General features: G+C 61.0%; 12 protein-coding genes and 1 pseudogene. 10 read left to right on the forward strand and 3 right to left on the reverse strand.

Annotated elements, in window-relative coordinates; genetic code table 11:
• The 9 genes from LG31_RS21325 to LG31_RS0119465 all read left to right on the forward strand — a co-directional run.
• Positions 1-312: hypothetical protein (locus LG31_RS21325; protein ID WP_202963017.1), on the forward strand; the 312-nt coding region annotated here is incomplete at its 5' end.
• A 262-nt stretch (positions 313-574) separates the two neighbouring features.
• Positions 575-1,141: a DUF3305 domain-containing protein gene (locus tag LG31_RS0119430; RefSeq protein WP_033116055.1), complete on the forward strand. Its 567-nt coding sequence runs from the start codon at positions 575-577 to the stop codon at positions 1,139-1,141.
• Complete coding sequence (locus LG31_RS0119435; protein ID WP_033116056.1) at positions 1,134-1,727, forward strand: DUF3306 domain-containing protein; 594 nt, start codon at positions 1,134-1,136, stop codon at positions 1,725-1,727. Before LG31_RS0119430 ends, LG31_RS0119435 begins: the two co-directional genes overlap by 8 nt.
• Positions 1,728-1,830: 103 nt before the next feature.
• Positions 1,831-3,579, forward strand: a complete 1,749-nt coding sequence (locus LG31_RS0119440; RefSeq protein ID WP_050513493.1) for a 4Fe-4S binding protein — start codon at positions 1,831-1,833, stop codon at positions 3,577-3,579.
• A gap of 10 nt (positions 3,580-3,589) precedes the next feature.
• Positions 3,590-4,207 (forward strand): TorD/DmsD family molecular chaperone, encoded by a 618-nt coding sequence (locus tag LG31_RS0119445; protein WP_033116057.1) that lies wholly within the window; start codon positions 3,590-3,592, stop codon positions 4,205-4,207.
• A gap of 131 nt (positions 4,208-4,338) precedes the next feature.
• Positions 4,339-4,542, forward strand: a complete 204-nt coding sequence (locus LG31_RS0119450; protein ID WP_021229865.1) for a transcriptional initiation protein Tat — start codon at positions 4,339-4,341, stop codon at positions 4,540-4,542.
• 23 nt (positions 4,543-4,565) lie between these two features.
• Entirely contained in the window at positions 4,566-7,454 is a 2,889-nt protein-coding gene (locus LG31_RS0119455; RefSeq protein WP_033116058.1) for a formate dehydrogenase subunit alpha, read from the forward strand.
• Positions 7,455-7,458: 4 nt separating this feature from the next.
• Positions 7,459-8,088 carry a formate dehydrogenase FDH3 subunit beta gene (gene fdh3B, locus LG31_RS0119460; protein WP_033116059.1) on the forward strand — a complete coding sequence of 210 codons (630 nt, stop codon included), beginning with the start codon at positions 7,459-7,461 and terminating at the stop codon, positions 8,086-8,088.
• Positions 8,085-9,056 carry a formate dehydrogenase subunit gamma gene (locus LG31_RS0119465; RefSeq protein WP_033116060.1) on the forward strand — a complete coding sequence of 324 codons (972 nt, stop codon included), beginning with the start codon at positions 8,085-8,087 and terminating at the stop codon, positions 9,054-9,056. The genes fdh3B and LG31_RS0119465 overlap by 4 nt, the downstream gene beginning before the upstream one ends.
• 77 nt (positions 9,057-9,133) lie before the next feature.
• Here the strand turns inward: LG31_RS0119465 and LG31_RS0119470 are convergent, their stop codons facing one another.
• On the reverse strand, positions 9,134-10,282 hold the full coding sequence (locus LG31_RS0119470) for a hybrid sensor histidine kinase/response regulator (protein WP_033116061.1): 1,149 nt from the start codon (positions 10,280-10,282) through the stop codon (positions 9,134-9,136).
• A 246-nt stretch (positions 10,283-10,528) separates the two neighbouring features.
• Between LG31_RS0119470 and LG31_RS0119475 the strand changes: the two genes are divergently transcribed.
• Positions 10,529-12,244, forward strand: a complete 1,716-nt coding sequence (locus LG31_RS0119475) for an NAD-dependent malic enzyme (RefSeq protein ID WP_033116062.1) — start codon at positions 10,529-10,531, stop codon at positions 12,242-12,244.
• A gap of 86 nt (positions 12,245-12,330) precedes the next feature.
• Here the strand turns inward: LG31_RS0119475 and LG31_RS0119480 are convergent, their stop codons facing one another.
• Positions 12,331-12,669 (reverse strand): RT0821/Lpp0805 family surface protein, encoded by a 339-nt coding sequence (locus LG31_RS0119480; protein WP_084059666.1) that lies wholly within the window; start codon positions 12,667-12,669, stop codon positions 12,331-12,333.
• Positions 12,669-12,863, reverse strand: a pseudogene (locus LG31_RS21740) (hypothetical protein); the annotation flags it as partial. The gene LG31_RS0119480 and the pseudogene LG31_RS21740, both read right to left, overlap by 1 nt.

Raw genomic sequence — 12,863 nt, forward strand, 5'->3', positions numbered from 1 at the left:
GTATCATGGGTTGAGAGGAGGGAGTGGAAGTGGGAAGACAAAAGTTCTTGCATCGGTAAATATGTTCCTATTATTTCTGCTACTGATATAAGTGTAAAAAAATCAACGTTGGATTTATTAGAGCTTTCGGCACATGATAAATCTTCAATTGTTAGGCGTGTTTCTGCTGAATTCTTAATTAAAAATATTGATGTGATTGGCGAATGCGCGGTTCATTTTGCTGAAAAATTTGCATCCGATAATAGCATTTCTGTTTCAGAAAGAGGTATGTTTGCGTTGAAGCAGTTAGGTCATAAAAAAATACCACTATAAATTTCGCCTTTAGTTACGACAGGGCTGTGCGGAGAACCATGATAAAGAAAGGGCCGTAGGTTCTAATAGCGAAGCGTATTAGAACGGTCGCGTTGGAAGTTCTTTGTATCCTGCCCCTCTTGATGGAACACACCATCCCGCCTTGGCCCCACTCTTGCTAAGTCTTATCCCATTGATGGCCGTGGCCGCCATGAATCTCCTGCCGTGACCCGCCCCGACCGGGGTGGATCAAGGGGGAGGGCGGCCCGGCAGAGACCTTCTGATGGGAGCCGTGACAGTGCAAGAGACAACCAATACCTTGCCCCCGCAGCGCTGGCTGCAACTGGAGTTAAAGGCCATCGACAGCCAGGTTGGCCGCTGGCAGAGCCGCCGTTTCGAGATTGCGGCGCTCCATCCCGCCGAGCCCGAGGCCGCAGGTGCCTTGCCCCTTACCCTGTTTCGCGATGAGCGGGGGGATTATCGCTTCAATTTGAGCTCCGGCTCGCCCCGCCTGTTTGTCACCGGAAGCCGCGTGGACAATGGCTTTGTGGCCGATGGCCTCACCCTGAGCCAGACCGTGGCCGCTGCCTATATGGATGGCGAGCGGCAGGTGCTCTCCTGCCCGCTGCCCGAGGCGCTGCAAGCCTGGGTGGAGGCCTTTATCGGCCGTCACGGCGAGCTGCTGGAGGCCCGTCGCAAGGGCAAGCAGGGCAAGGGACGGGCGCAGGATCAGCTGGGTGTCGATGCCGCAGAGCCTGCCAATTGCGGTGCCGTCAAAGCCACCGGCCCCGATGGCCGCGAGCGTGGCAGCGATAGCGGAAACAGCGCCGGAAACAATGCCCATGAGTGAGTTTCTCAAGCGCTGGTCGTCTCGCAAGAGTGAGGCGCGCAAGCATCAGGTATTGCAGCTACGGGAAGAGGCCATTCCCGAGGCTGTTGCCGCGCCAACTGAAGGCAGTAGCGAAGGTGAAACTCCAGATATTACAATGGATAGCCCCGTAGTTAGCACTGACAAGGGGAGCTGTGAACCCCTTGCCGTTGAGGGGGCTGAGAGTGGCGAACCACCGCTAACAACGGCTCAGCCGGGCAAGGCCAAACTCCCCGACAAGGAGGCGCTGCGGGCCATGTTTCGCAGCCATAAGCCGGATGGGCTCGACGACTACACCCAGGATTTCAGCCAGCCCGAATTGCTGCCTGCGGCCCTGACCGCCGGGCTGCGCAACTGGCTGGTGGATCAGGTGACTGCGCCAGACAGCGAATCGGCCAATCCGGCCAGCGGATCCGCTGAACCGGTTGCGGTTGTCAGCGAGCCTGCCGCCGACGAGCTGGCTGATAACCATTCTCAAACCCCCACCGACGATCGGGACATTTTGGTTGGGCGTGGTGGACAAAATGTCCCAACCAAAGGTGAGGGAATGGAACCCTCAGGATCCTGACTCCCTGTCAGTTACTTTTTTTCCGGGGGAGTTGGCTCGCCTCTTGCTCTCTCGGCTTACCAACAAGCGCCCATCCCATGAGGTGGCGCGCACAGGAGCGTATGTGAGCACTGAACAAACATTGCCAAATCTGACCCCAAATCTAGCCCGCGAGGCGGGGGCGGCCGAGCATAACGCGCGCGCCTATGCGCTGCAGCATACGGTCAAGACCGACAACCTGATCCCGGCCACTGTCTCTTACCAGAGTCAGGGGCGCCTGCTGCTGGTCGGCCCGGAAGATCGCATTCGCCGCGCCGCCAGCCTGCTGCCTGCCGGGGTGAAGCCCACCCTGCTGGTGACCGAATCGGTTCACGATGCTGAGGCGGCAGATCTTGAAGCCATTTTTGATGCCACCGCATCCCTCGCGGCTTTGACCCTGCGCGAACCGAGCCTGACAGGGTATCTGGGGCAGTTCCAGCTCTCCGGCCTCAATGGGCAGGGTGAGCGTATTTCTCTGGCGGCGCTTTGCTTCCCACAGCAAGGCTTTCCACAACAAGCGGCTGCTGTTAGTGAACCGCCACGCGAACCGCGCTTTGATCTGGTGGCCGATCTGGGCCGCGCCCCGCTCTTTGCGCTGGAGCGCCCGCCGGTCGGTTATCTGCATCTGGCTGATGACGATGTGCTGGCCGCACGGCTTGCCGAGCTCTGTGCGCTGACCGGAATTTTCGACAAGCCGCGCTATTTTCGCCTCGACCCCGAGGCCTGCGCCTTTACCGCCCGCGGCGTGCCCGGTTGCAGCCGCTGCCTCGATGTCTGTCCGACCGATGCCCTCAAGCCCATCAATGGTCGCATCCAGATCGATCCCCATCTCTGTCAGGGCTTTGGCAGCTGCGCCTCTGCCTGTCCGACCGGGGCGATTGCCTATCACCAGCCCGATGCCAACACCAGCGGTGACTACCTGTTCCGATTGCTCAAGCACTACCGGGAGGCGGGCGGCGAAGTGCCTCGACTGCTGATCGCCGGTGAAAACGAGCGTGAATGGGTGGAAACGGAACTCATACGACTGCCCGCCAACTGGCTGCCAGTCTGGGTGGAGGAGAGCGCGAGTTTAGGCATCGAGAGCTGGTTCGCCGCCCTTGCCTATGGCGCCAGCGCGGTGCGCATTGCGCTGGTCGATGACGCCCCCGCCAGCGTCCGTGCACTGGTTGAGCGGGAACTGGCGAGCGCCGCCGTGCTCTTGGCGGGCGCGGGTCTCGCTGCCGATTGCATCGCTCTGTTTGACGCAGATGCTGGTGAGCCTGTTTCCGGCCAGCCCACCGTTACCCTGCTGGAGAAGCCGCTCAAAGGGGACAAACGGGAAAACCTGTTTGCCGCCTTCGATGCCCTCTGGCAGGCCAACGAAGGGAGCTGCGAGCCGCTGGCGGTGCCCCATGGCGCCCCATACGGCAGCGTGGAGCTGAAAGACGCAGACTGCACCCTCTGCATGGGCTGCGTTGCGGTCTGCCCGAGCCGCGCCCTGCATGCGGTGGGGCACACGCCCGGCCTCAACTTTATCGAGCAGGACTGCATCCAGTGCGGCATGTGCGAAAAGGCGTGCCCCGAACAGGCCATCGTGCTGGTGTCCCGCCTGCAACCCGAGCCCGAGGCGCGTCGCGCCGTGCAGAGCCTGAAAGCCGAAGAGGCGGCCTGCTGCATTCGCTGCGGCAAGCCGTTCGCGCCCGCCTCGATGATCCGCCGCATCCAGCAAAAACTGGCCGGTCACTCCCACTTCCAGAACGAGGCCGCCCAGCGGCTGCTGATGTGTGAAGACTGCCGGGTCAAGGATGTGTTTGCAGCGCTGGCGGCGGATCCCGTCTCCCAGCTCAAGGTGTGAGGGGCCAGTGATGAGTGAACAACATAACGAAAAGGCTGGCGAACTGACCATGACAGAACTGGAACAGAGCAGCGCCGATCTCTACGCCCTGCTGGCGAGCCTCTGGCGCGCCGCCCCCCGTGGCGAACAGCTCGCCTGGCTGCAAGGGTTGCAGCCGATGCCGGGCCCCTTTGCCAGAGGGCTGGGGCTGGTGCAGCTGGCGGCCAGCAGCCACCACGAAAACGAGCTTGCCGAGGAGTATCAGGATCTCTTTATCGGGCTGGGGCGCGGGGAGATCGTGCCGTTTGCCTCCTGGTATCTCACCGGCTCATTGATGGAGCTGCCGCTGGCGGTATTGCGCGCCGATCTGCAGTCGCTCGGCTTCGAGCGCCAGAGCGGGGTATGCGAGCCGGAAGATCATCTGGCCGCCCTGTGCGAGGTGATGGCGGCATTGATTGGTGAGCAGCACCCGGATCGCAACCGCTTCTATGAGCGCCACCTTGCCCCCTGGGTACTCGCCTGCTGCCGCGATCAGCAACAGGCGAAAGGGGGCAGCTTCTACCGGGCGGTCGGCGCCCTTGCCGAAGATTTCTTCAAGCTGGAAAACGAATTGCGCCTGCCGTTTGGCGCCTGCGTGGTGACGGGCTGAATGCCTCCATCTGTGCATAACAGGCTGTGCATAACAAAAGCTGCGCATAACAAAACGAGCAGACGAGATATCCCATTGGACGCGAAGCTGGCGCTCAGGCGCCAGCAAGAACAACAACAGAGGTCACAAGAATGAGCGATGAAAAGCTGAAAGACCCGTCCCGCCGCAATCTGATCAAGGGAGTTGGCGTGGTCGCCACCATAGGCGTACTGGCCGGTGCCACCGGTCGGGTGGTGGGCAAAGAGGTGCTGACCCACGACACCGAGCCTGACAAGGGCTATCGGGAGACCCCCCACGTTCACGACTTTTATCGCACCCTGCGCGGCACCGACTGAGCCTGATCAGTGAAGGAGAATTCATGAAACTGACGAAACGTGCCGAGCAGCCCCAAGCGGGCGAGCAGGGCCACTTGCAGAATAATGCGGCCGCTCGCGGTCAGGGGCTGACCCGTCGCGCCTTTATGGTCAACTCGGGTCTGGTGGCCGGTGGCGCCGTGGCCGCCGGTTGGCTGGCTCCGGCCATGATGCAGCGGGCCGAGGCCAAAACCGTGGCGGCCGAGGTGCCGGTCGAGGTGAAGCGCACTATTTGCTCCCACTGCTCGGTGGGCTGCGGCGTCTATGCCGAGGTGCAGAACGGTGTCTGGACCGGTCAGGAGCCGGCCTTCGATCACCCCTTCAACCTTGGCGGTCACTGCGCCAAGGGGGCTGCCCTGCGCGAGCATGGCCACGGCGAGCGTCGCCTCAAGTACCCGATGAAGCTGGTGGGTGGCAAGTGGCAGCGCATCAGCTGGGATCAGGCCATCGAAGAGGTGGGTAACGAGGTGCTGCGCCTGCGCAAGGAGTCCGGCCCCGACAGCGTCTACTGGCTCGGCTCCGCCAAGCACTCCAACGAGCAGGCCTACCTGTTTCGCAAGATGGCGTCCCTGTGGGGCACCAACAACGTGGATCATCAGGCGCGGATCTGCCACTCCACCACGGTCGCTGGGGTTGCCAACACCTGGGGCTACGGCGCCATGACCAACAGCCTGAACGACATGCACAACAGCAAGTCGATCATGTTTATCGGCTCCAACCCGGCGGAGGCCCACCCGGTCGCCATGCAGCACATCCTGCTGGCGAAAGAGCGCAACGGCTGCAAGATCCTGGTGGTCGACCCGCGTCGCACCCGCACCGCCGCCAAGGCGGACATGTACCTCTCCCTGCGTCCGGGCACCGACGTCGCCTTTATCTGGGGCATGCTCTGGCACATCTTCAAGAACGGCTGGGAAGACAAGGAGTTCATCCGCACCCGTGTCTACGGCATGGACGAGGTGCAAAAAGAGGTGGCGCGCTGGACACCTGCCGAAGTGGAGCGGGTAACCGGTCTCAATGAACAGCAAGTGCACGATGCCGCCAAGCTGCTGGCCGACAACCGTCCCGGCTGCGTGGTCTGGTGTATGGGCGGTACCCAGCACACCACCGGTAACAACAACACCCGCGCTTACTGCATCCTCGAACTGGCCCTCGGCAACGTGGGCAAGAGCGGGGCGGGCACCAACATCTTCCGCGGTCACGACAACGTGCAGGGTGCCACCGACTTTGGCGTCACCTCCGACTCATTGCCCGGCTACTACGGTCTGGAAGAGGGCTCCTGGAAGCACTGGGCCGGGGTGTGGGATGTCGATTACGAGTGGATCAAGGCCCGTTTCGACAACAAGGCCTACAACGGCAAACTGCCGATGAACAACAACGGCATTCCGGTTTCCCGCTGGGTGGACGGGGTGCTGGAGAACGCCGATCTTATCGAGCAGGGCTCCAACATCCGCGCCATGTTCTACTGGGGCCATGCGGTCAACTCCCAGACCCGCGGTCCGGAGATGAAGAAGGCGATGCAAAAGCTCGACATGATGGTGATTGTCGACCCGTACCCCACCGTTGCCTCGGTGATGAACGATCGCACCGACGGCGTCTACCTGCTGCCAGCCACCACCCAGTTCGAGACCTATGGCTCCGTCACCGCCACCAACCGCTCCATGCAGTGGCGCGACAAGGTGATCGAGCCCCTGTTCGAATCCAAGGTCGATCACGAGATCATGTATCTGCTGAGCAAGAAGCTCGGCTTTGCCGACCAGCTGTTCAAGCACATCAAGGTGGAGAACAACCAGCCACTGCTGGAAGACATCACCCGCGAATACAACCGCGGCATGTGGAGTGTGGGCTACACCGGCCAGAGTCCGGAGCGGCTCAAGGCGCACCAGCAGAACTGGCACACCTTCCACAAGACCAACCTCAAGGCCGAAGGTGGCCCGGTCAGTGGCGAAGTGTACGGTCTGCCCTGGCCCTGCTGGGGCACCCCGGAGATGAAACACCCCGGCAGCCATATCCTCTACGACACCAGCATTCCGGTCTCGGAAGGGGGCGGCGGTTTCCGTGCCCGTTTCGGCATCGAGTATCAGGGCGTGTCGCTGCTGGCCGAAGACTCCTGGCCGAAGGGGAGCGAGGTGGAAGATGGATATCCCGAGATCACTGCCGACCTGATGAAACAGCTCGGCTGGTGGGATGAGCTGACCGAAGCCGAGAAGAAGGAGGCCGAGGGCAAGAACTGGAAGACCGACCTCTCTGGCGGCATCCAGCGGGTCGCCATCAAGCACGGCTTCGTTCCCTACGGTAACGCCAAGGCGCGCTGCGTGGTGTGGACCTTCCCGGATCAGGTGCCCAAGCACCGCGAGCCGCTCTACACTCCGCGCCGGGATCTGCTGGCTGACTACGCCACCTGGCCCGATGCCAAGAGCCTGTGGCGCCTGCCGACCCAGTACGCCTCGGTGCAGGAGAAGGATGTCAGCAAGGAGTTCCCGATCATCCTCACCTCCGGTCGTCTGGTGGAGTACGAGGGGGGCGGCGACGAGACCCGCTCCAACCCCTGGCTGGCCGAACTGCAGCAGGAGATGTTCGTCGAGATGAACCCGGCGGATGCCAACGACGTCGGCGTGCGCGACGGTCAGGATGTGTGGGTGGAGGGGCCGGAAGGTGGCAGAGTGAAAGTGAAAGCGCTGGTGACCCCGCGGGTCAAGCCGGGGCTCGCCTTTATGCCGTTCCACTTCGGCGGTCACTTCGAGGGCAAGGATCTGCGATCCAAATATCCGGAAGGGTCTGACCCTTATGTACTGGGGGAATCGGTCAACATAGTCACCACCTATGGCTATGACCCTGTCACCCAGATGCAGGAGACCAAAGTCACCCTGTGCCGTTTTCGCAAAGTAGGAGCCTGACCCCATGGCCAGAATGAAATTCATGTGTGACACCAAGCGCTGCATCGAGTGCAACGGCTGTGTGACGGCGTGCAAGAACGAGAACGACGATGCCCTCGAGTGGGGCATCCAGCGCCGCCGGGTGGTGACCCTCAACGATGGCCTGCCGGGGGAGACCTCCATCTCGGTCGCCTGCATGCACTGCACCGACGCCCCCTGCATGGCGGTCTGTCCGGCCGACTGCTTCTATCACACCGACGACGGCATAGTGCTGCACAACAAGGATCTCTGCATCGGTTGCGGCTACTGCCTGTTTGCCTGTCCGTTCGGTGCCCCCCAGTTCCCGAAAACCGCAGCGTTCGGCGATCGGGGCAAGATGGACAAGTGCACCTTCTGCGCCGGTGGCCCGGAAGAAGATCACAGCGAGGCGGAGCGCCAGAAGTATGGGGCTAACCGCATCGCCGAGGGCAAGCTGCCGATGTGTGCCGAGCTCTGCTCCACCAAGGCGCTGCTGGCGGGGGATGCGCAGGTTATCTCCGACATCTTCCGCGAGCGGGTGGCCTATCGCGGTGCTCCTCATGCGGGTTGGGGTGAGGATGATAAGGCGCTCTATCGCGATGCCAGCAAGGTGAACAAACAGGGAGGGGCGGCATGAAAACCTGGCTAATGGCCCTGTTTGCTGCCCTGCTGCTGGTGAGTACCGCCAGTTTCGCCGACGCCGAGAAAGAGGCGGTCGGCTTTGCCGGTGCCGACTACTGGCGGGCGGTGAAGGATGGGCAGGAGGGGTACACTACCTCCCGCTCGCCTGAGCATGGGGTACTTATCTCGGTGCCGGGCCAGCTCTGGTTCGAGGTGAAGACCAAGTGGGTGTCGCCGCTCGGTGCCATCGCTATCTTCGGCTCCTTGGCCATGTGCGGCCTGATGTACTGGGTGGTGGGGCCGACCAAGCTCTCCAAACCGCGCACCGGGCGCAAGCTCAAACGCTGGAGCCGCCTCGATCGGGCGCTGCACTGGACCACTGCGGCCATGTTCCTGACCCTGTCCGGCTCGGGGCTGGCCATCATCTACGGCAAGCACTTCATCAAGCCGGTGGTGAGCATCGGGGTGTGGGAGAACTGGATCTGGTTCGCCAAGGTGTTCCACAACTACGTGGGGCCGCTCTTCTTCCTCTGCCTGCTTGGTGTGCTCATCAAGTGGTTTCGCCACAACATCGTCAACATGGTGGATGTGCAGTGGTTTATGAAGGCGGGCGGCATGTTGGGGCCCCACAAGGGCAGTCACCCCTCGGCGGGCTTCTCCAACGGCGGCGAGAAGGCGATCTTCTGGCTGCTGATCTGGTTTGGCGGCATTGTGGTAGCGACCGGGCTGTTTCTGGACTTCCCCATCTTCGGCCAGCTGCGCCGCCAGATGGAGTGGGCCAGCTTTATCCATATCGTCGGGGCGTTGATCCTCATCTGCGGTTTTATCTTCCATATCTACATGGGCCTGTTCCAGCTGGAAGGGGCGCTGGAGGGGATGGTGACCGGCGAGGTGGACGAGACCTGGGCCAAGGAGCACCACGACCTCTGGTATGAAGAGGTGAAACACACCCTCGATGAGCCGAAGGCGGGTAAATCAAGCTGACCGTCGGGCACGGAAAACGTAAAGAGAAGGGGCGCTGAGGCGCCCCCTGTTATGTTCAATCCTCTCTGCATGCCGGCTCAGGTCACCGGCTTGAGTGGCAGGTGGATCTCGTAGTGCAATCCCTCGCCCGGCGGGCTGGTGACGTTGACTGAACCGCGCAAGTTGTTCTCTACCAGGTTGTGGATGCGGCAGGCGCTGAGCCCGCAGTGACTGGTGTTGCCGCGCAGGGTGGTGAAGAAGGGCTCAAACAGGCGGGGAAGTTTCTCTGGCGGCATGCCGGGGCCCGAGTCCTGATAGGTGAGCAGCAGCGACTCCTCATCCTGAGCGACATGGATGGTGAAGCTGTGCTCCCCGTTGCCGTGAAAGGCGTGATCCATGCTGTTTTTCACCAGTTCCTGCAGCAGGTCGACGAAGAGCGTCTCGGGGGCGGTCAGGGTGACTTCGTTCCCCTCAAGGCGGGGGGTGACTCTGGCAATCTGCAGCTCGGCGGCGAATGCCTGCAGCATATGCTCGGCACACTTTTTCACTGCGAAGGGGCGCGCCTCCTGCTCATTCTGATCGCGGGTCAGCTCCTTGAAGCGGGTAATGAGCAGGGCGACCCTGCGCAGACTGGACTCCACCAGTTCGGTGCCCTCCTTGATATCGGTCAGCTGCTGGTTGAGCAGGCGCTGGCCCAGAACCCCGTTTTTCACCGCATTGGCCAGCAGATCGCCGGCGCCCTGTATCATGCTGGAGGCGGTGATGCCAACCCCGACCGGGGTGTTGATCTCGTGGGCGATACCGGCGGTGAGCTGAAACAGACTCTGATAGAGCTGCACCTTGGCCTGCTGGCGACCGAGCTCCCGCAGGCGCAGCTGGTTTTGCACCCGGGCCAGTACCTCGAGCTGGTGGAACGGCTTGGAGACATAGTCGCAGCCGCCCGCCTGAAAGGCCTGTTCGAGAGCACTGATCTCGCTGTTGGCGCTGATGAAGATGACGGGCAAGCCCCAGTGCCCCTGTTGTTGTTTGATACGGCGGCATGCCTCGTAGCCATCCATCACCGGCATATTGATATCCATCAGGATCAGGTCGGGAGTGGCTTGTGCAACCGCAGCAACCGCCTGCTGGCCATCTTCCACTTCTCGCACCTGATACCCCTCCTCTTCGAGCAGGCTGCGCAGGATATAGCGGTTGGAGGCCATATCATCGACGACAAGAATGTTGTGTATGGTGTTGGTGCCTGGCATACCGGTTGGTGTTTCCGTGCAATGGGTCTGATGTTCAGCATAGTTCTTCATCAACTGCAGCGTAGCCTCATCGCGCCGCCATCGGTGCGGAAAATGGATGTGTTTGAGCCACGTTTGGACATCTTTTTGGCCGCAGGGTATGGCCAAGCTCACAAAACGAAACAACCAAACGTCATATGATTGATTTCATTATCACTCTTGCTCTCCTGCCGAACGGCAACTTCACGTAAATCAAAGAGAATGACTATGGCTACCGGACAATATCTGCTGTGGAAAGATGCACAGGGACAGGATTTTCGCCCCGTTGCACTGACTGGCACTGATCTGCTCAACAATCGTTATCTCAACAAGGGCACCGCCTTTACCGAACAGGAGCGTGCCGACTTCGATCTCGATGGCTTGCTGCCTCCTCAGGTGCAAACCTTTGAAGCCCAGCTCGAGCGGGTTTATGAAGGCTTCAAGAGCGCCTGCAGCGATATCGAGAAGTACCAGAATCTGCGTGCGCTGCAGGATCGCAACGAGACCCTCTTCTATGCCCTGTTGTCTCGCCATGTGGAGGAGATGACCCCGTATATCTATACCCCGACCGTCGGCAAGGCGTGTCAGGAGTTCAGCCACCGCTTCCAGAAGCCGCGTGGCCTCTACATTACCCCGGACAACGTGGGTGACATGGGCAGCCAGGCTCGTCACTTCGATGCCAAGTCAATTCGCATCATCGTTGTGACCGACAGCCAGGGGATTCTGGGGATCGGCGACCAGGGGGTTGGCGGCATGGGCATTCCCATCGGCAAGCTGGCTCTCTATACCCTGGGGGCGGGCATCCATCCGGCCTGCTGCATGCCGATTGCGCTGGATGTGGGTACTGATAACCAGAAACTGCTGGATGACCCCATGTACCTCGGTCGCCCGCACAAGCGGATCCGCGGCAAGGAGTATGAGGAGTTCATCGACAAGTTCGTGCAAGGGGTCAAGCGTCACTTCCCCAATGCGGTGCTGCAGTGGGAAGACTTCAGCAAATCCAACGCCTTCAACAATCTGGCTCGCTATCAGCAATCACTGCCATCGTTCAACGATGATATTCAGGGCACGGGGGCCGTGGTGCTGGCCGGTATCATCGGGGCGGTCAAGGTCAAGGGGGAAACCCTGGGCCAACAGAACTATCTGGTCTATGGCGCCGGTGCCGGCGGGGTCGGCGTGGCGGATCAAATCTGCGCGGGGATGATCCGCGAGGGAATGGATCCGCAGGCGGCGCGGGATCGCATCTACATCCTGGATACCCAGGGACTGGTGTGCGACAACCGCGAGGGGCTAGACGAGTACAAGCGCCGTTATGCCAAACCGGGCCTGCTGCTGGCCGGCTGGGACACCGAAGTGCCCGGTAAGGCCAACCTGACAGATGTGTTGCGTCATGTGCCCATCACCGTTTTGTTGGGAACCAGTGGTTCAGGCGGCGCCTTCAAGGAAGAGCATATCCAGTTGATGCAAAAGCATTGCGAACGTCCCATGGTGTTCCCGCTCTCCAACCCGACCGCCAACTGCGAAGCCTTGCCGGAAGATATCTACAACTGGAGCAAAGGTAAGGCCATCGTCGCGACCGGCAGTCCGTTCAAGGATGTGAATTATGACGGGCAGGACTTCCGGGTCGGGCAGGGCAACAACGTCTTTATCTTCCCCGGAGTGGGGCTGGCGGCGATTGTCAGCCAGATCCGCGAGATCACACCCGATATCTTCACTACCGCCGCCTTTGCGCTGGCCGAGTGCGTGAGCGAGGTCGATCTGGCGAAGGGGGCTGTCTATCCGCGCATTCGCGAGCTGCGCAGCATCTCGGTGCATGTGGCGACCGCTGTGCTCAAGGATATCGTGCGCAAGGACCCCTCCCATCCGCTGATTGGCCAGGACCTGCAGCAGCATATCCTCAACCACATGTGGGAGCCGGCGTACCTGCCTTATCGTCGGGTATAACCGCGTATCTACCGTCCGGATAACGGGTCGGCCAAGATGATAAGGGGGGTAGCGCTGCTACCCCCCTTCGTTTATCCCGTCACGCACTAAGTGCGTAGTGGCCGCCAGCGCCCTTGCTGATTGCGGCAGGCGGTATCCTGCCACTGCTGGCTGGCCTTGCCGATATAGAGTTGCTCGCGATAGTCGCGACACCACTCTCCGCTGGTATGGCGGAAGGTGCGCAGTGGGGTGACACTACCCGAGTGGCGGTTAGCCGGATTGAACCAGGTGAGGCTCTGCCCTTTGGTGCGGGTTTCCAGTGCCTTGGTGAGTGCCTGATTGGCCAGTTGAACATCTGCCTTATCCATTTGATGGTAAAGCGGCGGGGTGGCGACCGTGGCGCAGCCAGCGAGGCCGAGCAGGAGGAGTGTTAGCAGATAACGCATTATGGTTGCCCCTGTTGGCGAAAGCCGTTGTTAAGCAGAGCACGCTCTTGCTCATCGGTAAGCACTTGCTGGCGATCATCGACCGTGCCATCGCCTCTGAGTTTGTTGCCATTGGCATTGACGGCATCCACGCCGTTATCATCGACCGTGCCATCGCCTCTGAGCTTGTTGCCATTGGCATCGACGGCATCCAC

Origin of the sequence: Aeromonas lacus (assembly GCF_000764665.1) — a bacterium.
In the GTDB taxonomy this organism is placed as follows: domain Bacteria; phylum Pseudomonadota; class Gammaproteobacteria; order Enterobacterales; family Aeromonadaceae; genus Aeromonas; species Aeromonas lacus.